The organism is Pantoea sp. y20 (assembly GCF_054903455.1).
Genome location: NZ_CM142816.1, coordinates 3,370,272 through 3,392,934 on the forward strand (window position 1 = coordinate 3,370,272; position 22,663 = coordinate 3,392,934).

Below are 22,663 nucleotides of genomic sequence, written 5' to 3' on the forward strand. Positions count from 1 at the left end.
CACGCGCCCACGCGGAGACAGCACAATGCCGTACAAAATCGTGACATCCTTAATGGACGAAGTACGAACTTACTGCTGATGAATCTTTTGTGACATAAGTCACCAAATTTCAGTCTGGTGAGAAAAGATATTTTGCGGATGGAAATAACCGGCGCATCACGCGCGCCGGACAGATCATTTTACGATGGTTTTCACGCCTTCTGCGGTACCAATCAGTGCGACATCCGCACCACGTCCCGCAAACAGGCCAACGGTCACTACGCCCGGCAGCGCATTAATGGTTTTTTCCAGCTCGATGGGATCGAGAATACGCAGATTATGCACGTCGAGAATAATGTTGCCGTTGTCGGTAATGACGTTCTGGCGATACTCCGGCAAGCCGCCGAGTTTGACCAGTTCACGCGCCACATACGAACGCGCCATCGGAATCACTTCAACCGGCAGCGGGAAACGGCCCAGCACATCAACTTCTTTCGATGCATCGGCAATGCAGACAAATTTCTTCGCCACCGCCGCAACGATTTTCTCACGCGTCAGCGCTGCGCCACCGCCTTTGATCATCTGCATCTGCGGATTGATCTCATCGGCGCCATCAACATACACCGACAGTTCATCAATTTCGTTGAGATCGAAGATGTGAATACCCAGCGCTTTCAGTTTCTCGGTTGAGGCTTCCGAGCTGGAAACCGCACCTTCAATCTGATTCTTCATGGTGCCGAGTGCATCAATAAAATGCGCCGCCGTTGAACCCGTGCCTACGCCGACAATGGAGCCGGGCTCTACGTACTGCAGAGCTGCCCAACCTACCGCTTTTTTCAGTTCATCCTGGGTCATGGTATGTTTAAAACCTGTGCGACATCGAAGTGCGCGTAGTATAAAACAAGGCGCTGTAAAAAAGCGCGACTGTTAGACAGCCGATTTAACGCTTTGGAAGCCAGCCCGCAAAAATGCGCCGCAGCACAATTTGACAGTTTTATGGCATAGTAATGTCCACCCTGAACGAGAGAGAACAACAATGAAACGCCCGGATTATCGAACGCTTCAGGCGCTGGATGCTGTGATTCGCGAGCGCGGCTTTGAGCGTGCGGCACAAAAACTCTGCATTACCCAATCGGCGGTTTCGCAGCGTATTAAACAGCTGGAAAATTTATTTGGTCAGCCGCTGCTGGTGCGCACCGTGCCGCCGCGTCCGACCGAGCAGGGACAAAAGTTACTGGCGTTGTTGCATCAGGTTGAACTGCTGGAAGAGGAGTGGCTAGGTGATGATAACGGTGGAACCACGCCGCTGTTGCTGTCGCTGGCGGTCAACGCCGACAGCCTGGCCACCTGGCTGCTGCCCGCGCTGAAAGACGTGCTGGCCGATTCGCCAGTGCGCCTGAATTTGCAGGTAGAAGATGAAACCCGCACGCAGGAACGTCTACGTCGCGGTGAAGTGGTCGGCGCGGTGAGTATTCAGCCGCAGCCGCTGCCAAGCTGTCTGGTGGATCAACTGGGTGCGCTCGATTATCTCTTCTGCGCCTCACCTGATTTTGCTGCTCGCTATTTCCCGAACGGCGTAACACGCTCTGCGCTGCTGAAAGCGCCGGCGGTGGCATTTGATCATCTGGACGATATGCATCAGGCGTTTTTACAGCAGAACTTTGACCTGTCGCCGGGCAGCGTGCCTTGCCACATCGTTAACTCGTCAGAAGCCTTTGTGCAGCTGGCGCGTCAGGGTTCGGTGTGCTGTATGATTCCGCATCTGCAGATTGAGCGCGAGTTAGCGCAAGGTGAACTGGTGGATTTGACGCCAGGCCTGTATCAGCGTCGTATGCTGTACTGGCACCGGTTTGCGCCGGAAAGTCGTTTGATGCGCAGCGTGACCGACGCGCTGATTGCGCACGGACATCGCGTGCTGCGTCAGGATGTGTTGCCAGCGTAAAGATTCAGGTCGCCCTTCATGGCGACCTGATATCAAACCTTACGGCGTGTTTGGTTTGATTTCAAAGACGACATCCACCTGATCGTCAAAGTGAATGCTCTGCTGCTCGTAAGTTTGCTGCGCGGTGGTATCAGCTTGTACTGCGGCGGCCTTATACATGCGCGCCATCGGCATCGGTTGATAGTTCGCCACGTGATAGCGGATGCTGTAAACCGAACCTAATTTAGCGTTAAACCCTTCTGCCAGCGCGTTAGCCTGCTGCGTAGCATTCGCGATGGCCACTTTACGCGCCTTCTCTTTATAGCTGTCCGGATTCGCCACACCTAACTCGACCGAACGAATTTCATTCAGGCCAGATTTTAACGCGCCATCCAACAGCTCGTTGAGTTTGTCCAGCTGGCGCAGTGTTACCTGTACCTGACGCTCGGCACGATAGCCTTTCAGTACCGACTTACCTTCTTTGGTGTAATCGTACTCTGGCTGCGTGCTGAGGTTTGCCGCATCAATATCTTTTTTCTCGATACCGTTCTTTTGCAGGAAATCGAAATATTGCGCCACGCGGTCATCAGCTTGTTTCTTAGCTTCTGCCGCGTCTTTCGACGAAACATTCACCACAATCGCGAGCGTCGCGAGATCTGGCGTGGCATCAACGCTTGCCTGTCCAGAAGTCACCACATGCGGTCCATTCGGCAATTCGCCTGCCTGAACTAAACCGGACAGTGCGCCCGTGCTCATTACGGCGGCCAGCGCCAGTGCTTTCAGTTTCACGAAAGTCCTCCTTGAGGGATTCAATTTGCAGGTCGCCATTATGGCTAAACCCAAAACACATTAACATGTGTGCTTATCTGATTAGTAAACGGCTCAAAAGTTCGAGCAATCTCCTTTTTAACGTAGCCGCGATCGCAAATTTAGCTGTACGGATTCGCCAATAAAACACTTATTCGTTTCTATTAAAGAAACACCTCTGAGTTCGGGAGAGTTGCCAATGACAGAACAGCCACTTAGCCAAACCGTTGCCAGCGCTCGCGCGGGACGCACGCGCTTTCTGATGCTCGGTCTGGTGTTTATTAACATCATTATCAACTATATGGATCGCACTAACCTGTCGGTTGCCGCTACGGCAATGGCTGGCGAATTGCGCTTCTCGCCCATGGAGATGGGATTGATCTTTTCCGCCTTTGGCTGGATCTACGCTGCGCTACAGATTCCCGGCGGCTTCCTCATCGATCGCCTTGGCGCGCGCGTCGTTTATGGCGTCGGTTTATTTGCCTGGTCGCTGATCACCGCGCTGCACGCGCTTGCCAACAGCTTTGGCGCGCTATTTGGTCTGCGGCTCGGCGTCGGTGCTTTTGAAGCGCCGGTGATGCCCTCCAACAACCGGGTGATCTCCAGCTGGTTTCCGGAGCAAGAGCGCGCCAGTGCCATCGGCATTTACTCCTCAGCGCAGTTTGTCGGCCTGGCGTGTATGACGCCGCTGCTGTTTCATCTGCAGGATGCTTTTGGCTGGCGCGGACTGTTTTTGATCACCGGACTTGCGGGGATGATTTGGGCGCTGGTGTGGTATTGGCTCTACCGCGAGCCGAATCAGCATCAAGGCGTGTCAAAAGCTGAGCTCAGCTATTTGCGTGACAACGGTGCGTTGCTGGAGAGTCGACAAAATTCGCAGCAGCCCGTAGCGCGCTGGGGCGATTTGGCGCAGATGTTCCGCAGTCGTAAATTGGTCGGCATCTACATTGGCCAGTTCACCATTTCCGCCACCTTCTGGTTCTTCCTCACCTGGTTCCCGACGTATCTGGTGGAGTATCGCCACATGGGCTTCATCAAGAGCGGCTATGTTGCTTCGGTGCCCTACTTCGCCGCCTTCTGTGGCGTGCTGCTGGCCGGATTTGCCTCAGATCGCATGATACGTCGCGGTATCTCCGCCAGCGTGGCGCGCAAGCTACCGGTGATTCTCGGCCTGTTCCTGACGCTGTTTATCCTTGGCGCCAATTACACCAACAATTCCACGCTGATTATTCTGTTTATGTCGCTGGCGTTTTTCGGCAACGGCCTGGCGACCATTACCTGGGTGTTTGTCACGGCGTTGGCGCCGCGCCACTTGATTGGTCTGGCGGGCGGCGTATTTAACTTTACCGGTGCGCTGTCATCCATCGTGGTGCCGATTGCCATTGGTGCGTTAATCGACGGCGATAACTTCGCGCCAGCCCTGGCATTTATCGCCGTGCTGGCCGCGATTGGCATCTGCAGTTACCTGTTTATTGTCGGGAAAATCGATCATGTTAGCGCGGGGTGAACACGGTTTGCGCCAGCGATTGCAACTGTTGCAGGCGCTGCGCGAGGTGCGCCTCATCGTCCTGCCAGATTTTGGCGAACGCCAATGCCGCGCGATTGTGATCAATCGGCTGCGCCATGCTGATTTCGCCATCATCGCGGTGCCAGATCAGGTAACCCTCAGCACGCTTACGCGCCAGCAGCGGCGCGATTTGCAGCCACTGTTCTTCGCTAAAACGCGGGCGCAGCGCCTCGTCACTTTCCGCCGCCAGCAACGACACGCCAATCACCGATTGCCATGCGGGCAGCATGCGGAAACCGGCCAGCGCCTGGCTGGCGTTGATGCGTTCACCGGGTTCCGAGTGCCAGATATAGATCACCTGATCCTCCCACAGCACGCCCAGCGCCACCACGATATCCCGCGGCGCGTGGCGTTCCAGCTGCGGCAACGCCTGCGCGAACAGCGAAGATCCGCGAATCGCCTGTGCCGCCAGCGCGTGAATACCGGGGCCAGGCAGATAGCGTCGATGCTCATCCTGCGTCGTCAGTCCAATCGACGCCATGGTCATCAGCAATCGATTCACACGCGTGCTGTTCATCCCCATCTGGCGCGCCAGTTCACGGCAACCCACGGCCTTATCACTGGACACCAGATATTGCAGACAGCGAATACCGTCAATCAGGCTTTGGTTCGGTTGAGAAGACATAGATCACCTGCGGCGGGCAAACTCCAATCTTAGCCTTAGAGTCAGAGGAATGAAATGATGCAGACTTTCTCTACGCAAAATGAGCGCCACTTTCCGCAACAACGACTACAAGCGGAGTTACTGATCGTCGGCGGTGGACTGGCGGGCGTGTGTGCCGCGCTGGCCGCCGCACGCGATGGCCTTGATGTGGTGCTGATTCAGGATCGCCCGGTGCTGGGCGGCAACGCTTCCAGCGAAGTGCGCTTGTGGGCCAACGGTGCGACCTCACACATGGGCAATAACAATCGTTGGGCGCGCGAAGGCGGCATCATGGGCGAGATCATGGAGGAGAACCTGTGGCGCAATAAAGAGGGCAATCCGGTACTGTTCGATATGGTGCTGCTGGACATCGTACAGGCGCAGCCCGGCGTGACTTTGCTGCTCAATACGGTGGTGACCGATATCGAAAAATCTGGCCGCCGTTTGCTGTCAGTGCAGGCGTTCAATGCCATTAATCAAACGCGTTATCAGGTTTCGGCTACACAATTTATCGATGCCAGCGGCGATGGCGTATTGGGCTATCTGGCCGGTGCAGCGCATCGCGTGGGCGCGGAATCCGTGGAGGAGTTTGGCGAGAAGATGGCGCCGGGCGAGAATTTCGGCCATAAGCTCGGACATTCGATTTACTTCTACACCAAGCGCACGGCACAACCGGTACGCTTCGTTGCGCCCTCTTTCGCACTAAAAGAGATCACCGCCATTCCGCGCTATAAACGGCTGAGTTCAGAGCTGAACGGCTGCGATTTATGGTGGCTGGAGTGGGGCGGACGGCTCGATACCGTGCATGAGAGCGAAACCATCAAGTGGGAACTGTGGAAAATTGTCTGGGGCGTGTGGGATTACATCAAAAACTCCGGTGAATTTCCCGATGCCGATAACCTCACCATCGAATGGGTGGGCCTGATTCCCGGCAAGCGCGAGAGCCGGCGTTTTCTCGGCGAGACGATGCTGTGCCAGCAGGACATCATCGAACAACGCGATCACTATGATGCAGTGGCGTATGGTGGCTGGTCGATTGATCTGCATCCGGCCGACGGCGTCTACAGCGAACACGATGGCTGTCGTCAGTTCCACAGCAAAGGGACTTACACCATTCCCTTCCGCGCGCTCTACAGCCAGTCGCTGGACAATCTGCTGCTCACCGGCCGATTGATCTCCGCTACGCACGTCGCCTTTGGCAGCGCACGCGTCATGTGCACCTGCGGCGTGCTGGGCGAAGTGGTGGGCCGCGCGGCGGCGCTGTGCCAGCAACAGCAGATCACGCCCGCCGAACTGGCGCAGCCTGAGCGCGTTGGGCAGCTGCAGCAGCATCTGCTGCGTCAGGGTGCGTTTATCCCGCGACATCCGTTGGCCAACCCAGCGCGCCAGGCGCATGTCACGGTGAGCAGCACCTTAGAGTTGCGCGCCCTGCCCGCCGATGCCGGTTGGCAGCCGCTGCAATCTCGCTGTGCGTTGCTGCTGCCGCTCAAAGCGGGCGAACGCTTGCCGGCAATCAGCGTGCAGCTGCGCGCCGCCAACGCGCAGAAATTACAGGTATCGCTGCTCACCAGCGCTAATCCGGCCAATACCTGCGGCGACTGCCAACTGAGCACGCAAAGTATCACGGTTACTGAGCAAGGCACTTATCGACTGAGCTTTGATTATCGCGCCGATTGCGATCGCTATCTGTTTATCGCCTTTGAGGAGAACGCTGCGATTGAGGTTGCATTAACCAGCCAGCGTTTGCCGGGCGTGATGATGGTGTTCAACAGTCTCAATCCGCGCGTGGCGAAACGCACACGCCAGATTAACGATGGCGATTACGGCGTTGATGAGTTTGATTTCTGGCTGCCGCGCCGGGCTCCACAGCAAATCCTGCTGGCCTTTGCGCTGGAAACGCCGCTGCAGCTTTGGCACCGCGACTATCTGCTCAACGGCAAGCTGCGGCCGGAACAGCACACTAACTGCTGGGTGCCGGCGCAGGATGACACTCATCCCAACGTCAGCTGGCATTGGAATGAACCGCAGCAGGCGAAACACATTACCTTGCTGTTTGACAACGACTTCGACCATGCGATGGAAACGGTGCAAATGGGCCACGCGCTGGCTGTGACGCCGCACTGCACCACGCATTATCGCGTATGGCTGGATGAGATGCTTTTGGCAGACGTGACGGAAAATCATCACTCGCTGTGTCATCACTTGGTACCAGAAGGCGTGAGTTTTAGCCAGATTCGACTTGAGTTGCTCGCCAGTGCGGGCGCGCTGCCCGCACTGTACGGATTACATCTGCATTAGAGTGCAGCAATGCCCTGACGCGCCAGCTGAATGGCGATAAACCACATCACGCCGCCGACCAGCAAATTGATAATGCGCTGCGCCCGCACGGTGCGCAGCCGCGGCGACAGCCACGCGGCCAGCAGCGCCAGGCCGAAGAACCAAATAATTGAGGCACTCACGGTGCCAAATGCAAACCAACGACGCGCGTCTTCAGACGGAAGCTGGCTACCGAGGCTGCCGAGCACCACAAAGGTGTCGAGATAGACGTGCGGATTGAGCCAGGTCACCGCCAGAATAGTAGCGATGATGCGCCAGCGACCTTGCTTTATCTCCGCATCAGATGCCAGCGACACATCACCTTGCCATGCAGCGCGCAGCGCGCCCCAACCGTACCACAGCAAAAACGCCACGCCCGCCCAAGTGATCAGCATCAGTAAGAGAGGCGATTGATTCAGCAACGCGCTGCCGCCAAAAATCCCACCACAGATCAGCGCAATATCGCTAAGGGTACACAGCGATGCGGTCATCAGGTGGTAATGGCGCTTAATGCCCTGATTCATCACAAAAGCATTTTGCGGGCCTAACGGCAAAATCAGCGCAGCACCAAGGGCAAGCCCTTGTAAATAAACAGATAACACGGAAATAACCTTAATAACTGGGGAGATGCGATGCAGTATAGTGACGCGACGATATTAGAGGAAATTGAAATATTTAATAGGCTATTAGCATGAGTAATAAAAAAGGCACCCGCAGGTGCCCTTCTCTATTATTCGCTGTGTGCAGGCTGTTGTTGCTCGCTCTTCACCTGATGCAGATGCACATCCATCTGCGGGTAAGGAATACCGATGCCGTTCGCGTCCAGCGTACGTTTGAAGTTCTTCATCAGATCCCAATAGACGTTTTGCAGATCGCTGCTTTTACTCCAGCAACGCACCACAAAGTTGAGCGATGAAGCCGCCAGTTCATTTAGGCCGATCTGTACGCCGAGGTCTTGCAGTACGCGCTCGTCCGCATCAACCACTTCACGCAACAGGCTAATAACCTGATCGACATCCGCATCGTAAGCCACACCAATAATGAACTCGTTGCGACGGATCGGTTCACGTGAATAGTTAACGATATTGCCGGCGATAATTTTACCGTTGGGTACCACCACGATTTTGCCATCAGCGCTTTTCAGCGTAGTGGAGAAAATCTGCACGTTCTGTACGGTACCCATCACGCCGCCGAGATCGACAAACTCACCGGTTTTGAACGGGCGGAAGGTCACCAACAGCACGCCAGCAGCCAGGTTGGACAGCGAACCTTGCAGCGCCAAACCCACAGCCAAGCCAGCAGCACCCAGCACGGCAATCACAGAGGCGGTTTGTACGCCAACGCGTCCCAGTGCAGCAATGACGGTAAAAGCGATAATTCCGTAGCGCACCATTGCAGAAAGGAAATCTGCCACAGTGGCATCAATATGACGCGCCAGCAGAACGCGGTTAATCGCATTGGAGACGATGCGCGCAATGAACATACCAATGATGATGGTAATAATGGCCGCCACAATATTGACCGCATAGCTCAGGATCAACGCCTGATTACGTATCAGCCATCCACCAGCACTATTAATGCCATCAACGACATGTAAATCTTCCATTTGTTAGCCCTGTTGTTGAGTTTCCCGCGGGAAATTGCCAAAAACTGCCAGATTGACTCCGACACTCCGAATACAAGGGTAAACAAAAATAAGGCGAAGCGCCAAAAATGGCCTGAATTCGTGGGGTTTTCTGGATGAGACGCATAAAAAAAGGCCCTTGCGGGCCTTTTTTATACTGTACGGAAAAATTACAGTACGTCGACAGCGTTAAGCTCTTTGAAAGCCTGCTCCAGGCGAGTCACCATGGAAGCCTGTGCTGAGCGCAGCCATACGCGTGGATCATAGTATTTCTTGTTCGGGCTATCCACGCCTTTAGGGTTGCCCAATTGGCCTTGCAGATATGCTTCGTTTTCTTTGTAGAACTTCAAAATACCGTCCCATGTTGCCCACTGGGTATCGGTATCGATGTTCATTTTAATTACGCCGTAACCAATTGATTCTTTGATTTCTTCTGGAGATGAACCAGAACCGCCGTGGAACACGAAGTCGAGCGCGTTATGCGGCAAGTTGTGTTTTTTAGTCACGTATTCCTGAGAATCACGCAGGATAGTTGGCGTCAGTTTCACGTTGCCTGGCTTGTACACGCCGTGCACGTTACCGAATGAAGCAGCGATGGTGAAACGTGGGCTGATTTTGCTCAGCTCGGTGTAAGCGTAATCAACGTCTGCTGGCTGAGTGTACAGCGCAGAAGCGTCCATGTGGCTGTTGTCCACGCCGTCTTCTTCGCCACCGGTACAACCCAGTTCGATTTCCAGGGTCATATCCAGTTTGGCCATGCGCGCCAGATACTTAGAAGAAATCTCGATGTTCTCTTCCAGTGACTCTTCAGACAGGTCGATCATGTGAGAAGAGAACAGCGGCTTACCGGTTTTCTTGAAGTGCTCTTCACCCGCGTCCAGCAGACCGTCGATCCACGGCAGCAGTTTCTTGGCGCAGTGGTCGGTATGCAGGATTACTGGCACACCGTACTGTTCAGCCATCAGATGCACATGGTATGCACCCGCGATAGCGCCGAAGATAGCCGCGCCCTGCGGCTTGTCGGTTTTGAAACCTTTACCGGCGATGAAGGCAGCACCACCATTGGAGAACTGAACGATGACCGGCGCTTTCACTTTGGCCGCAGCTTCCAATACCGCGTTAATAGAATCCGTGCCGACGCAGTTAACTGCTGGCAGAGCGAATTTGTTCTCTTTCGCTACCTGGAAAATTTTCTGAACGTCGTCACCAGTGACAACGCCGGGTTTTACGAAATCAAAAATTTTAGACATGTTTGTGTCCCGTTTCGTTACCGTTCATCCCCGAAGGGATTGCGATTTGTGTGCCCCATAAAGGGCTAGCCTTCAGGCGACGCCCAAGCGTCGCCCCCAAAGAGTTACTGCTTCGCGCGCTCTTCCAGCATAGCAACTGCTGGCAGTTTTTTACCTTCCACGAACTCGAGGAATGCGCCGCCGCCGGTTGAGATGTAAGAGATCTTATCTTCGATACCGAACAGATCGATTGCAGCCAGCGTATCGCCGCCGCCTGCCACTGAGAATGCATCGCTATCGGCGATTGCATTTGCCACGATTTCGGTACCTTTACGGAAGTTCGGGAACTCGAACACGCCAACCGGACCGTTCCACAGAATGGTTTTCGCGCCTTTCAGAATCGCGGCCATCGCCTGTGCGGTTTCGTCGCCGAAGTCCATAATCTCTTCGTTATCCGCCACTTCGGAAACCTTTTTCACGGTTGCCGGGGCAGTTTCAGAGAATTCCGTGCCTACGCGAGAATCAGTAGGAACTGGGATACCAAACTGATCACGCAGACCTTTTGCTGCTTCGACGAAGTCTGGCTCGTACAGTGATTTACCGACGTTGTTATCGATAGCAACGAAGGTATTCGCGATACCGCCGCCGACAATCACGGTGTCAGCAATCTTCACCAGCGACTGCAGCACATCAAATTTGGTCGACACTTTAGAACCGCCAACCACAGCAACCAGCGGACGCTCTGGATTACTCATCACTTTGCCCAGCGCTTCCAGCTCAGCTGACAGCAGCGGACCGGCACATGCGATTGGGGCAAATTTGCCCACGCCGTGGGTAGAAGCCTGTGCGCGGTGCGCGGTACCGAAGGCATCCATCACGAACACGTCGCACAGTGCGGCATATTTCTTCGACAGCCCTTCTTCGTCTTTTTTCTCACCTTTATTAAAGCGCACGTTTTCCAGCACAACCAATTCGCCCGCGCCGACTTCAACGCCGTCGAGGTAATCTTTTGCCAGGGTAACGTTGGTGCCGTTCAGTTTATCTTTCAGGTAGTTAACAACCGGCAGCAGGGAAAACTCTTCGTTGTATTCACCTTCGGTCGGACGACCCAGGTGAGAGGTAACCATCACTTTCGCGCCCTGTTTCAACGCCGCTTCGATGGTAGGCAGAGAAGCACGAATACGTGCATCTGACGTCACTTTCCCTTCTTTCACTGGCACGTTGAGATCGGCACGGATCAGAACGCGTTTACCAGCAAGATCCAGATCGGTCATCTTAATTACAGACATGGTGAACCCTCTCGTTGATTCTCATAAGTTTTGCCAGACGCAGTCCGCGTCTTACCTGAAACCGCTTGCGGCCATTGCTAACGTGGTGTCGATCATGCGGTTAGCAAAGCCCCATTCGTTGTCACACCAAACCAGCGTTTTGATAAGGTGATGACCACTGACCCGCGTTTGCGTGCCATCGACTATGGCACTGTGCGGATCATGGTTAAAATCTACTGAGACTAACGGTAATTCCGTATAGTCAACTATACCACGAAACGCCCCTTCTGACGCGTTTTGCAGCAACGCGTTGACCTCACACGCCTTCACCGCTTCGCGCACCGACACGCTCAGATCAATGGCTGTCACGTTGATGGTGGGCACGCGCACGGCAATCGCCTCAAAGCGATCGTTAAATTTCGGAAAAATACGGGTAATGCCAGCAGCGAGACGCGTATCTACCGGAATGATCGATTGGCTGGCGGCGCGGGTACGACGCAGATCGCTGTGATAGGCGTCGATCACCTGCTGATCGTGCATCGCCGAGTGAATGGTGGTCACGGTGCCCGACTCAATGCCAAAGGCGTCATCCAGCAACTTGATCACCGGAATAATGCAGTTGGTGGTGCAGGATGCGTTGGAGACAATGCGGTCAGTTTGTTTAAGAGCTTGTTCGTTAACACCGAACACGACAGTGGCATCGAGATCGTTGCCGCCCGGATGCGAGAACAACACTTTCTTCGCGCCCGCCTGTAAATGGGCTTCGCCATCAGCGCGGCTACCGTACACTCCGGTACAATCCAGCACGATATCGACACTCAGCTCGCGCCACGGTAGCACATCTATTTCGGCCAGATGCAGGATGCGAATGGTGTCGTCACCGACAAACAGCTGATCGCGCTCCTGGCGCACATCAAAGGCAAAACGGCCGTGGCTGGTGTCGTACTTCAGCAGATGCGCCATACCGGCGGCGTCTGCCAACTCATTAATGGCGACCACGGTGATCTCAGCCCGGCGACCGGTTTCATACAGGGCACGCAACACATTACGCCCGATACGACCAAAACCATTTATTGCTACGCGAACGGTCATCTCTACCTTCAACCACACCCGAAAAAACGTGCCGATTAGCCTGAGCGTTTCACACCGGTTTGTACAGGGAATTATTGCTTACCCGCGCGAGTGAGATGCACGATTTCGCTCACGACTGAAACGGTTCAGCTAGAGTAATGCAAGAGAGGAATAACGGGAATGATTGCGATCAAGTGAGTGGCTGAATATTGGATCTACGTCACAAATTTTGCTCTGGCGGATTATTACTGCAGGAATAATTGAACCGTTTCAGGTTAGATACGCCTGCATTGCAGGTGTGCGCGATGAATCGCGCCGCTACAGGCGATGCATAACCGGTAGCGGCGCAATTTACTGCACAAAGTTACAGAATCGATTTCGCCGTTTTCACCACATTCTCAACGGTGAAGCCAAACTCCCTGAACAGCTGATCCGCAGGCGCCGACTCACCGAAGGTGGTCATACCGACGATCGCGCCGTTCAGGCCGGTGTATTTGAACCAGTAATCCGCGATACCCGCTTCAATCGCCACGCGTGCGGCAACCGCTTTTGGCAGCACGGATTCACGGTAAGCCGCGTCCTGCTTGTCGAAGGCGTCGGTGGATGGCATAGACACCACGCGCACCTTGCGGCCTTCCGCCGTCAGCTGATCAAACGCTGCCACCGCCAGCTCCACTTCTGAACCGGTGGCGATCAGGATCAGCTCAGGCGTGCCTTCGCTGTCCTTCAGCACGTAACCGCCGCGCGCCACGTTAGCCAGCTGCTCAGCGCTACGATCCTGCTGCGCCAGGTTCTGACGCGAGAAGATCAGCGCCGACGGGCCGTCCACGCGTTCAATCGCGTACTTCCACGCTACCGCTGACTCAACCTGGTCGCACGGGCGCCACAGGCTCATGTTTGGCGTCACGCGCAGGCTGGCCATCTGCTCAACCGGCTGATGCGTCGGGCCATCTTCGCCCAGACCAATTGAGTCGTGGGTGTACACCATGATCTGACGGATTTTCATCAGCGCGGCCATGCGTGCGGCATTACGCGCGTACTCGACGAACATCAGGAAGGTGGCGGTGTACGGCAGGAAACCGCCATGCAGCGCGATACCGTTGGCGATCGCGGTCATACCGAACTCGCGCACGCCGTAATGGATGTAGTTGCCCGCCGCATCTTCGTTGATTGGCTTCGAGCCGGACCACATGGTGAGGTTGCTCGGCGCGAGGTCAGCGGAGCCGCCCAGATATTCCGGCAGGATTTTGCCGAAGGCTTCGATGGCGTTCTGCGAGGCTTTACGGCTGGCGATTTTCGCCGGACTGGCCTGCAGCTGCTCGATGAACTTCTGCGACTCGCTGGCCCAGTTCGCCGGCAGCTCATTGTTGACGCGACGTTTGAACTCGGCAGCCAGTTCCGGATGCGCGGCGGCGTAGGCGGCAAACTTCTGGTCCCACGCCGACTCTTTCGCCTGGCCGGCTTCTTTGGCATCCCACTGCGCGTAGATATCAGAAGGGATTTCAAACGGACCGTGGTTCCAGCCGAGCTGCTTGCGGGTCAGCGCGATTTCGTCGGCACCCAGCGGCGCGCCGTGCGAGTCGTGCGTGCCGGCTTTGTTTGGCGAACCGAAGCCAATCACGGTTTTGCACATCAGCAGTGAAGGCTTGTCGGAAACCGCTTTGGCTTCTTCCACCGCTTTCTTAATCGCGTCCGCATCGTGACCGTCCACGCCGCGCACCACGTGCCAGCCGTACGCTTCGAAACGTTTAGCGGTGTCGTCGGTGAACCAGCCGTCAACGTGACCGTCGATGGAGATGCCGTTGTCGTCATAGAAGGCAACCAGTTTGCCCAGCTTCAGGGTGCCGGCGATGGAGCAGACTTCGTGTGAGATGCCTTCCATCATGCAGCCGTCGCCCATAAACACGTAGGTGTTATGGTCTACGATGTCATGACCCGGACGGTTAAACTGCGCCGCCAGCGTGCGCTCGGCAATGGCAAAACCCACTGCGTTAGCGATGCCCTGACCCAGCGGGCCGGTGGTGGTTTCAACGCCTGCGGTGTAGCCGTATTCCGGGTGGCCTGGAGTTTTAGAGTGCAGCTGACGGAAGTTCTGCAGCTCGCTCATTGGCAGATCGTAGCCAGTGAGGTGCAGCAGGCTGTAAATCAGCATTGAGCCGTGACCGTTCGACAGCACAAAGCGGTCGCGGTCTGCCCACAGCGGGTTAGTAGGGTTATGGTTCAGGAAGTCACGCCACAGCACTTCGGCAATGTCCGCCATGCCCATTGGGGCACCCGGATGTCCCGAATTGGCTTTCTGTACTGCATCCATACTTAACGCGCGAATGGCGTTGGCAAGCTCTTTACGAGAGGGCATCTTCTACTCCAGGTCGGATTAATGCTCCGCCACGCTTAACTTATTGTAATTAATCAGTTATAAGGCGAAGCGAGAAAAAAGTCGCACATCAATGTACATGAAAATCAGGACAAAAGTACATGCATCTGGGTGCTAAATCACGGGTAACCGTTTGCATTTCCGGGCTTGTCTGCTAGTCATTGAACAACATGCGAGCTATAACCAAAGCGTTTAAACACCTGGGCCAGTTTCAGGTGTTTGTTTTCTTTACCTTGTTACCCAAAGGATGCCGATATGAAAATGAGAGCCACAATTGTTGCTCTGGGAATGGCTTCGCTGCTGAGCGGCTGCGAGGGGTTTGATAACAATGCGCTGCTACAATCGGGTGCGCAGGCTTATCAGGCCTATGCGCTGAACGATACGCAGGTAAAAGAGTTGAGCGATCAATCCTGTGCGCAGATGGATAAAGACAATCAGGTTGCGCCCGCTAACAGTGAATACCAGCAGCGCCTGAACAAAATCGCGGCGGCGCTAGGCGACAACATCAACGGCGTGCCTGCCAACTACAAGGTTTATCAGACCAAAGACGTTAACGCCTGGGCGATGGCGAACGGTTGTATCCGCGTCTATAGCGGGTTGATGGATATGATGACCGATAACGAAGTCGAAGGTGTGCTGGGCCATGAAATGGGCCACGTCGCGCTGGGCCATACGCGCAAAGCGATGCAGGTGGCGCTGACGACCACCGCAACGCGCACCGCTGCGGCTTCCGTCGGCGGCGTAATTGGCTCGCTGTCACAATCACAATTGGGTGAAATGGGCGAAAAGCTGGTGAATGCGCAATTCTCGCAAACTCAGGAAACACAAGCCGATGACTACTCGTTCGACCTGCTGAAAAAGCGCGGCATCGATCCGATGGGATTAGCGACCAGCTTTGAGAAGCTAACGAAACTGGAGCAAGGAAGACAGAGTTCGATGTTTGACTCGCATCCGGATTCGGAAGCCCGCGCCCAGCATATTCGTGAGCGTATTGCGGCTGGGAAATAGATCGTGCTTGCTGTCCCCCTCCTCGGTCCTCCCCCATGAATGGGGGAGGAAGATGCTGCCACATGTCAGTGAGGAAGCTGCATTTAGCTGCGTCTCCTTCCCCCATGAATGGGGGAAGGCCGGGATGGGTGACAGTAAGCAAAGATCAAAAAAAACAACCTTCAACGCTTAAACAATCCATCCACCATCGCACCCAAATCCTGGGTATTCGACGTCTTAATGTGGCCCTGCGGCGATAGCTTATCAATCACCTGCGGCAATAAGGCAGCCAGCGTACCGGACGCACCCTGTACATCGGTGCCGAGCTTATCCGCCAGCGACTGCAGCTGATCATTGCCAAGCGCATTTTGAATCTCGCCGCCATCAATCGACATGTTACTGCCGCTGCCAAGCCAGCTATTCAGCACCTGCCCGAGTCCGCCCTGTTGAAACTTCTGCAGCAGCACTTCAGCGCCGCCCTGTTCCTGCACCCAGTTCCAGATAGCCATCAGCTGTTGCATCTGGTTGCCCTGCCCGCTTCCGTTGCTGTTTCCTAGCGATCCTACTAAATCGTCCAGTAAACCCATAGTCGCCTCCGCAGATTAATTAACCGCCAATAAGTGTAGCCGCAGGAGAAAGGATTAACCTTTATTTGCCGCCTGCACGTGCAGCATGTCCAGCGCCAGTGTGGCTGCGGCCAGCGAGGTCAGATCGGCGTGATCGTAGCCCGGCGCCACTTCCACCAAATCCATACCGACGATATTCATGCCCTGCAAACCGCGAATCAGCTTGGTGGCTTTATCGCTGCTCAAGCCGCCAATCACTGGCGTGCCGGTGCCCGGTGCATGGGCGGGATCCAGACAATCGATATCAAAGGTCAGATACACCGGCAGATCGCCAACGGTACGCTTCACTTCCGCCAGAATGTCATCAACGCTGCGATCGTTGACCTGCGCGGCATCCAGCACGTTGAAGCCCAAGCTCTTATCGAACTCGGTACGAATACCGATCTGTACAGAGTGCTGCGGATCGATCAAACCCTCTTTTGGCGCGGTGAAGAACATGGTGCCGTGATCAAAAGTAGGACCATTGGAATAGGTATCGGTGTGCGCATCGAAATGCACCAGCGCCATTTTGCCGAAGTGCTTAGCGTGTGCACGAAGCAGCGGCAGCGTGACGTAGTGATCACCGCCAAAGGTCAGCATACGCTTACCGTTCGCCAGCAGTTTCTCGGCGTGCGCCTGCAGTTTGTCCGAGAGGTCTTGTGAATCGCCAAAGGCATAAACCAGATCGCCGCAATCCACCACGTTCAAACGCTGGCGCAAATCGAAATCCCACGGCCAGCGACAGCCTTCCCACGCCAGGTTGGTGGAAATCTGGCGGATTGCCCCCGGACCTAAACGGCTGCCTGGACGACCGGAGGTCGCGGCATCGAAAGGAACACCGGTGATCACCCACTCAGCGTCACTGTCGTAAGGCTGGAAGTTGAGGGGGAAGCGCATGAAACCAAAAGCGTTAGAAACCAATGAGTTATCATACTGATTGCCCAAGGTGTTATGCATAACTGGTCCTCTTAAGATCCGTAAGTCGATAGGTCTGTTTAGGTATAGATGAAAAAAATCCCCTCAACGTAAATACTACGAGGAAGGGATAGATGGGCGTGATTATTACGAAGATTGAAGTTGGGTGCAATCAATGCTTTGACGTGGTAAGCCTCCAGAAAAATCAAGGTCAATCATTTCGGCTGGAGAGAGCTTGAAACCACAAACGATAATAATTTAATCAAGAATGTTTTGAGCAAAGTGAATAAGGAAAATTGAGCCTTTTCTCAATTATCTTCATAGGAAGGCAGGCAATAATTTCATCGATTGAAAAGTAGCAAATACGATACAAATCAAATAACAACCCATTTAATCAGCTAACTGTAGATGGCAAATCAACGCGACCATTCGAGTCTGCTTATTATCTATTATCTTATCTTCAGCGCATTGGTAACTGTTAAGCCAAGGGCGGTAGCATATCTATTAATCAAGAATACTGTGAGTTTTAAATGGCAAGAAGTGGATTAAATGTACAAAGCGCCACGATTAACGCATTGTTTTTTAGAGAGATAAGAACCAGATTCGGTAAGTTCCGTTTGGGGTATCTCTGGGCGATACTAGAACCATCAGCCCATTTATTAATATTGATGGCCATTTTTGGCTTCATCATGCATAGGACAATGCCAGACATTTCCTTCCCTGTATTCTTACTTAATGGGATCATTCCCTTTTTCATTTTTTCTAATATCTCTACTCGATCACTTGGAGCAATTGACGCGAACCAAGGCTTATTTAATTATCGACCGGTTAAACCCATCGATACTGTTTTAGCAAGGGCGATGTTAGAGACGATTATCTACGTAACTGTCTATATATTTCTGATGTTGATTGTTTGGGCTGCCGGGGAGTATTTTTCTGTGGCAAATCTACTGCAATTAGTGGGTGCATGGAGTCTTTTGATTATTTTCTCATGTGGCGCTGGACTCATTTTTATGGTGATAGGTAAAACCTACACAGAAACGCAGAAGCTTTTGCCAATTCTCCTTAAACCGCTCTATTTCATCTCGGGAATAATGTTTCCACTGCACGCAGTGCCGAAAGATTACTGGCCATTTCTACTCTGGAATCCCATTCTACATGTGGTGGAACTTAGCCGAGCAGCCGTGATGCCGGGCTATAGTAGCGAAGGCGTCAGCCTCGTTTATCTCGCCATTCTCACACTAACGACATTATTTTTGGGGCTTGCCATCTATCGCACCCGTGAAGAGGCAATGCTGACCTCATGATTAAGATTGAAAATCTCACAAAGTCGTACCGCACCTCATCAGGCCGGCACTTCGTGTTTAAAGATTTGAACCTCACTCTGCCAGGTGGAAAAAGTGTGGCGTTGGTTGGCCGAAATGGCGCAGGTAAATCAACATTACTGCGCATGATTGGTGGTATTGACCGGCCTGATAGCGGCGCAATCACTACCAATAAAACGATTTCCTGGCCGGTTGGCCTTACTGGCGGTTTTCAGGGCAGTCTTAGCGGTAGGGAAAACGTTAAATTCGTCGCGCGTTTATATGCCAAACATAGTGAGATGAAAGAGAAAATAGATTTTGTTGAGTCATTTGCTGAATTGGGTAAATACTTCAATATGCCGATCAAAACTTATTCATCCGGAATGAAATCAAGATTAAGTTTTGGTTTAAGCATGGCTTTTGATTTTGATTATTATCTTGTGGATGAGGTCACCGCGGTAGGTGATGCGCGCTTTAAAGAAAAATGCTCAAGGATGTTCCAGGAACGACATAAAAGTGCGAGTTTTTTGATGGTGTCGCATAGCTTAAGTACGCTCAAAGAGTATTGTGACGCAGCTATTTTCATTGGTAGGGATAATCATGTCAATTATTATGACTCGGTAAATGATGCTATTGAGGCTTACTTAAGAAGTGAAAATAACAAAAATACTATTCCAATATAAATAACACCGCTGATCATTTTACAACAATCTATTTTAGGTAAGAGAAATGAAGGGAATCGAACATCAAGATTTGTTGATACTCATTGGAGAAAAAGGAGGGCTGCAAGCCCGTGATAATGGCTTTTGTTATTTTCAGCATAGAATGAAGTCAGGATTTAAAAACACTTTTTTCATTTATAGCAAACAGAATGTCGACATAGAAAAACTTTTACCTTTTAATAAAAACATCATACTTAAGGATAGCAAAAAACATCATAAGATATTTTATGATGCAGACTACCTCCTGCTTAATGACGGATATCTTGATACTTTCCCCTCTTTTAATAAAAAACCATTAGAAAAGGGCTGGGCTCCCATCGTATACCTTCAACACGGAATCATCTCTTACAAGAGAATATTCATATTTAAAGGTCACTACAACGGTAGAATAAGATATTTTAGCACTTCGTTGAAGTCAGAGAAAAATATCGTTATCAATACACTACAAACACAAAAAGATATTAACCAAACAAAAAGATTAGCCATCAAATACAAAATACCACACTACGATGACTTTTTTTCCAGGAATAACCTGGAAGATTTCTATATCTTGCTACTCCAGCGATATTACGTTAACAAAAATTCTGTTGAGGTAGATGATTTACAGGCGCTAAAGAAACTCATACTGAATATTGGTTTCCTCGACAAAAGAGTGATCAATAGTGGCTTGTCGCGACATGAGCTACTACCAATGAAGAAGAAAAATGAAAAAAACATATTATTCTTTTTTACCTGGCGTGAAGAGTGGACAAAACCTGGCGATGACAATCCATTTTTAGACATAGTCCAGCAGATTAAAAACAGCCAAGGAATAATAGATTATGCAAATAAAAGAAATTTAAACATTGCATTTTATTTGCATGAAAAAATACTCCATCTTAAACCAATGATAGAAAAACTCTTTGATGGGGCTATTTCATTTGTCGGGCACGATGACTTTTCAGTAGTATTAAAAGATACTGCTGTTTGCATAACAGATTACTCATCAATTGCCTTTGAATTTAACCTGATAAAAACACCGGTTATTTTCCTACAATTTGACTATGATAATTACAAGTTTGAACGAGGTCATTTTTTAAAATCCCCCTATGAATTCAACGGTTCAGTCGTGCGTACTATTGATGAACTTGAAGACCTATTTTCAGACAAAAGCATTGATTTCAAGATCAAACATCGAGCCAGAAAGGATTTCCTTAAAGTCATCCGTGATTATGAAAATTTCAATAAAACCAATAAATTTCTGGATAAAGTGATTGCCAATAAACAACAGCACATTGTTTACTGCTGTTATAATATCTATGGCGTAGGTGGAACAGTACAAACAGTTATAAACCAGACAAATTATCTGGTTTCTGTTGGCTATCAGGTATCCATTATCTCAATGCGGCGCACCAGTGATACACCTAAGCTACAACTTGATCCCAGTGTACGTATTGAATATCTCAATGACGCACGCAGCAATGGCAAGTTCCGCACAAAGCTGGATAATCACCTCGCTCAATATTCTTCAAAGATTTTTAAAAAATCAGAAGATCTTTATAATGGCTTATCTTTGTTGACAGACTTCAAACTGGTAAGCATTTTAAAAACTATTAAGAACGCAATAATTATAGGCACATTCCCAGGCCTATGTGTGAATATCATCAAGCATGCCCATAAGTCGAATAAAGTCATTGTTCAAGAACATCGTGAATTTAGCTCACACTCTAAAGAAATACAGATAACTTTGTTAAGAAACTATCCTAAAGCTTATAAGGTACTTACTCTCACCTCTTTTCAAAAAGAAGAGTACAATGCTCAAGGAATTAGTAAGGTTACTCCCATTCCAAATGGACTCGAAGATAAGTTTCCACTAATTTCACAATCGGGTAGGGATATCCAGAAGAAAAGAATTGTTTCTTTTGGTCGTTTGGTTGAGCTAAAACAATTCAATTTATTAATAGAATCTTTTGCAAAAATAGCAAAAAAATTCCCAGATTGGATTTTAGACATTTTTGGTGACGGTGATGAAAAAGAAAACCTTATCAATCAGATTTCAACGCTAGGTTTAACATCGCAAGTTACCATTCATCCACCGACATCATTAGTTTATGAAGAGATCTACAATAGTGCATTCTGCGCACTCACATCTGCTAAAGAAGCTTTTGGGATGGTCTATATTGAAAGCTTTAGCATGAGCAAACCTGTGGTTAGTTATGATATAGGCTATGGTCCTAAAGATTTCCTGGTGAATGAATATAACGCTTTAGTTTCTCCCTGTTTTGATACACAACACTTTGCCATGAACATGGAAAGACTTATGGCTGATGAGAACTTACTAATTCAACTTGGAGAGAACAGTCGAAAAACCTATCTTGAAAAATACGAAATATCTAAAGTTATGGATAAGCTATTAAAGGAGTGTGAATGATGACTAAAACATCAAAATTATTAAATACCCCCGGTCTTTTCGTTAAGGATGCTTTTAAGAATATTCTGGGTGGAAGATCAAAAGAAATAATTAATGCAGTAAACACAACGCCAACGGTTGAAACAATCACTGAGCCTCCATTACTAAAATATGATAATGAAAAATTAAACATTCATTTAATAGTCATCGACACTATAAGTGATAAAATAAAATTCAAAGAAAGCTTAGTAAGGTATCAGTATCGTAGTATTATTAAGTACACTAATTTTAAAAGTCTCTCATACATTAGCCAAAGTATAATAAGCAACAACAGTGACATAAGTGTTTTTAAAAACTACAGTGAGGCTTTCAAAAATAAGATAAGAAACATCAGTCCAAAACGAGAATTATTTATATTTATAGATTTGAACTTTCTATTCCTTAAGAAGGTTACGAATAAAGATTTTATATCTCCAACGGGTATTCCTTATACTTTTATTAAGAATAAAAAAAGAAACATCGACCGAGTAAAAAACACCTTCGCAGAACACTTCTGTGAATTTGATTATAATTTTTCACCCGCTGAAAAATTCTGTTGCGTTGATAATATGCAACTTTGTCATTACAACAACATACTTGAGTCTGTCAGTAACCCACACGATTACTTATTCGAGTTCTTACCCATTTCTAACACTATGACTAAGGGAGAGCAAAGTATAATTAAATCACCCATTCAGTTTGCCCTGCTTGATAGAGGATATGAAGAAAAATTCATCTGGATACAATCTGTGCATGGCTCGAAACGATGTCCTCTCGCCGTAACATTCAACAAGATGAATGATAAAAACGATGACTATGCTATGTTTTTAGATACGATTGTTCCTCATGTTTCACGTGACGAACACTATTTATCCGTGAAGCAGGAATTGAGTCATTGAAATA

The 22,663-nt window shown here is 50.7% G+C and carries 19 protein-coding genes; 8 read left to right on the forward strand and 11 right to left on the reverse strand.

From position 1 onward, the window contains the following. Positions 1–174: 174 nt before the first annotated feature. A complete protein-coding gene (rpiA, locus tag ACYAC5_RS15685; protein WP_280172036.1) occupies positions 175–834 on the reverse strand; it encodes a ribose-5-phosphate isomerase RpiA in 660 nt (219 codons plus the stop codon). A gap of 181 nt (positions 835–1,015) precedes the next feature. Here rpiA and ACYAC5_RS15690 point away from each other — a divergent pair, with 181 nt between their 5' ends. Continuing rightward, entirely contained in the window at positions 1,016–1,921 is a 906-nt protein-coding gene (locus ACYAC5_RS15690) for a LysR family transcriptional regulator ArgP (RefSeq protein ID WP_007890292.1), read from the forward strand. Between the two features lie 39 nt (positions 1,922–1,960). Here the strand turns inward: ACYAC5_RS15690 and ACYAC5_RS15695 are convergent, their stop codons facing one another. Further along, positions 1,961–2,689, reverse strand: coding sequence for an oxidative stress defense protein (locus ACYAC5_RS15695; RefSeq protein WP_101761944.1), 729 nt, complete (start codon positions 2,687–2,689; stop codon positions 1,961–1,963). A gap of 217 nt (positions 2,690–2,906) precedes the next feature. Here ACYAC5_RS15695 and ACYAC5_RS15700 point away from each other — a divergent pair, with 217 nt between their 5' ends. Beyond that, positions 2,907–4,214, forward strand: a complete 1,308-nt coding sequence (locus tag ACYAC5_RS15700; RefSeq protein ID WP_309833410.1) for an MFS transporter — start codon at positions 2,907–2,909, stop codon at positions 4,212–4,214. Here the strand turns inward: ACYAC5_RS15700 and ACYAC5_RS15705 are convergent. Beyond that, entirely contained in the window at positions 4,201–4,899 is a 699-nt protein-coding gene (locus ACYAC5_RS15705; protein ID WP_101761942.1) for an IclR family transcriptional regulator domain-containing protein, read from the reverse strand. The genes ACYAC5_RS15700 and ACYAC5_RS15705 overlap by 14 nt on opposite strands. Before the next feature lie 57 nt (positions 4,900–4,956). On the opposite strand from ACYAC5_RS15705, the gene ACYAC5_RS15710 reads away from it, so the two are divergent. After that, a complete protein-coding gene (locus ACYAC5_RS15710) occupies positions 4,957–7,215 on the forward strand; it encodes an FAD-dependent oxidoreductase (protein WP_405042191.1) in 2,259 nt (752 codons plus the stop codon). Here the strand turns inward: ACYAC5_RS15710 and argO are convergent. The 6 genes from argO to tkt form a co-directional block, all read right to left on the reverse strand. Continuing rightward, positions 7,212–7,835 carry an arginine exporter ArgO gene (gene argO / locus ACYAC5_RS15715; protein WP_110868000.1) on the reverse strand — a complete coding sequence of 208 codons (624 nt, stop codon included), beginning with the start codon at positions 7,833–7,835 and terminating at the stop codon, positions 7,212–7,214. The two genes, ACYAC5_RS15710 and argO, sit on opposite strands and share 4 nt — an antisense overlap. Before the next feature lie 128 nt (positions 7,836–7,963). Further along, complete coding sequence (gene mscS / locus ACYAC5_RS15720) at positions 7,964–8,839, reverse strand: small-conductance mechanosensitive channel MscS (RefSeq protein WP_309833406.1); 876 nt, start codon at positions 8,837–8,839, stop codon at positions 7,964–7,966. 188 nt (positions 8,840–9,027) lie between these two features. Next, positions 9,028–10,107, reverse strand: coding sequence for a class II fructose-bisphosphate aldolase (fbaA, locus tag ACYAC5_RS15725; protein ID WP_309833404.1), 1,080 nt, complete (start codon positions 10,105–10,107; stop codon positions 9,028–9,030). A 104-nt stretch (positions 10,108–10,211) separates the two neighbouring features. Further along, positions 10,212–11,375: a phosphoglycerate kinase gene (pgk, locus tag ACYAC5_RS15730; protein ID WP_101761937.1), complete on the reverse strand. Its 1,164-nt coding sequence runs from the start codon at positions 11,373–11,375 to the stop codon at positions 10,212–10,214. A gap of 51 nt (positions 11,376–11,426) precedes the next feature. Continuing rightward, positions 11,427–12,446: an erythrose-4-phosphate dehydrogenase gene (gene epd / locus ACYAC5_RS15735; RefSeq protein WP_462061999.1), complete on the reverse strand. Its 1,020-nt coding sequence runs from the start codon at positions 12,444–12,446 to the stop codon at positions 11,427–11,429. A gap of 343 nt (positions 12,447–12,789) precedes the next feature. Beyond that, the gene (gene tkt / locus ACYAC5_RS15740) at positions 12,790–14,781 is read right to left on the reverse strand and encodes a transketolase (protein WP_462062000.1); all 1,992 of its coding nucleotides are present in this window, start codon (positions 14,779–14,781) and stop codon (positions 12,790–12,792) included. Between the two features lie 273 nt (positions 14,782–15,054). Here tkt and loiP point away from each other — a divergent pair, with 273 nt between their 5' ends. Then, positions 15,055–15,807, forward strand: a complete 753-nt coding sequence (gene loiP / locus ACYAC5_RS15745) for a metalloprotease LoiP (protein ID WP_462062001.1) — start codon at positions 15,055–15,057, stop codon at positions 15,805–15,807. A 161-nt stretch (positions 15,808–15,968) separates the two neighbouring features. Here the strand turns inward: loiP and ACYAC5_RS15750 are convergent, their stop codons facing one another. Continuing rightward, positions 15,969–16,373: a YidB family protein gene (locus ACYAC5_RS15750; protein ID WP_192236431.1), complete on the reverse strand. Its 405-nt coding sequence runs from the start codon at positions 16,371–16,373 to the stop codon at positions 15,969–15,971. A gap of 54 nt (positions 16,374–16,427) precedes the next feature. Next, the gene (gene speB, locus ACYAC5_RS15755; protein ID WP_101761932.1) at positions 16,428–17,348 is read right to left on the reverse strand and encodes an agmatinase; all 921 of its coding nucleotides are present in this window, start codon (positions 17,346–17,348) and stop codon (positions 16,428–16,430) included. Positions 17,349–17,836: 488 nt separating this feature from the next. On the opposite strand from speB, the gene ACYAC5_RS15760 reads away from it, so the two are divergent. Genes ACYAC5_RS15760 through ACYAC5_RS15775 form a run of 4 tightly spaced genes read left to right on the forward strand, consistent with a single transcriptional unit; the run spans position 17,837 to position 22,659 of the window. Further along, entirely contained in the window at positions 17,837–18,613 is a 777-nt protein-coding gene (locus ACYAC5_RS15760; protein ID WP_137386407.1) for an ABC transporter permease, read from the forward strand. Further along, positions 18,610–19,293 carry an ABC transporter ATP-binding protein gene (locus ACYAC5_RS15765; protein ID WP_309833396.1) on the forward strand — a complete coding sequence of 228 codons (684 nt, stop codon included), beginning with the start codon at positions 18,610–18,612 and terminating at the stop codon, positions 19,291–19,293. Before ACYAC5_RS15760 ends, ACYAC5_RS15765 begins: the two co-directional genes overlap by 4 nt. Positions 19,294–19,339: 46 nt before the next feature. Next, positions 19,340–21,742 (forward strand): glycosyltransferase, encoded by a 2,403-nt coding sequence (locus ACYAC5_RS15770; RefSeq protein WP_462062002.1) that lies wholly within the window; start codon positions 19,340–19,342, stop codon positions 21,740–21,742. Continuing rightward, on the forward strand, positions 21,739–22,659 hold the full coding sequence (locus ACYAC5_RS15775; protein WP_137386410.1) for a hypothetical protein: 921 nt from the start codon (positions 21,739–21,741) through the stop codon (positions 22,657–22,659). Before ACYAC5_RS15770 ends, ACYAC5_RS15775 begins: the two co-directional genes overlap by 4 nt. The last annotated feature ends 4 nt before the right edge of the window (positions 22,660–22,663 follow it).

What these genes read in the sequence shown, in the direction of transcription:
- rpiA (WP_280172036.1), bottom strand. Translation starts at nt 834, where the DNA reads ATGACCCAGGATGAACTGAAAAAAGCGGTAGGTTGGGCAGCTCTGCAG.
- ACYAC5_RS15690 (WP_007890292.1), top strand. Translation starts at nt 1,016, where the DNA reads ATGAAACGCCCGGATTATCGAACGCTTCAGGCGCTGGATGCTGTGATT.
- ACYAC5_RS15700 (WP_309833410.1), top strand. Translation starts at nt 2,907, where the DNA reads ATGACAGAACAGCCACTTAGCCAAACCGTTGCCAGCGCTCGCGCGGGA.
- ACYAC5_RS15705 (WP_101761942.1), bottom strand. Translation starts at nt 4,899, where the DNA reads ATGTCTTCTCAACCGAACCAAAGCCTGATTGACGGTATTCGCTGTCTG.
- ACYAC5_RS15710 (WP_405042191.1), top strand. Translation starts at nt 4,957, where the DNA reads ATGCAGACTTTCTCTACGCAAAATGAGCGCCACTTTCCGCAACAACGA.
- mscS (WP_309833406.1), bottom strand. Translation starts at nt 8,839, where the DNA reads ATGGAAGATTTACATGTCGTTGATGGCATTAATAGTGCTGGTGGATGG.
- fbaA (WP_309833404.1), bottom strand. Translation starts at nt 10,107, where the DNA reads ATGTCTAAAATTTTTGATTTCGTAAAACCCGGCGTTGTCACTGGTGAC.
- pgk (WP_101761937.1), bottom strand. Translation starts at nt 11,375, where the DNA reads ATGTCTGTAATTAAGATGACCGATCTGGATCTTGCTGGTAAACGCGTT.
- epd (WP_462061999.1), bottom strand. Translation starts at nt 12,446, where the DNA reads ATGACCGTTCGCGTAGCAATAAATGGTTTTGGTCGTATCGGGCGTAAT.
- tkt (WP_462062000.1), bottom strand. Translation starts at nt 14,781, where the DNA reads ATGCCCTCTCGTAAAGAGCTTGCCAACGCCATTCGCGCGTTAAGTATG.
- loiP (WP_462062001.1), top strand. Translation starts at nt 15,055, where the DNA reads ATGAAAATGAGAGCCACAATTGTTGCTCTGGGAATGGCTTCGCTGCTG.
- ACYAC5_RS15750 (WP_192236431.1), bottom strand. Translation starts at nt 16,373, where the DNA reads ATGGGTTTACTGGACGATTTAGTAGGATCGCTAGGAAACAGCAACGGA.
- speB (WP_101761932.1), bottom strand. Translation starts at nt 17,348, where the DNA reads ATGCATAACACCTTGGGCAATCAGTATGATAACTCATTGGTTTCTAAC.
- ACYAC5_RS15760 (WP_137386407.1), top strand. Translation starts at nt 17,837, where the DNA reads ATGGCAAGAAGTGGATTAAATGTACAAAGCGCCACGATTAACGCATTG.
- ACYAC5_RS15765 (WP_309833396.1), top strand. Translation starts at nt 18,610, where the DNA reads ATGATTAAGATTGAAAATCTCACAAAGTCGTACCGCACCTCATCAGGC.
- ACYAC5_RS15770 (WP_462062002.1), top strand. Translation starts at nt 19,340, where the DNA reads ATGAAGGGAATCGAACATCAAGATTTGTTGATACTCATTGGAGAAAAA.
- ACYAC5_RS15775 (WP_137386410.1), top strand. Translation starts at nt 21,739, where the DNA reads ATGATGACTAAAACATCAAAATTATTAAATACCCCCGGTCTTTTCGTT.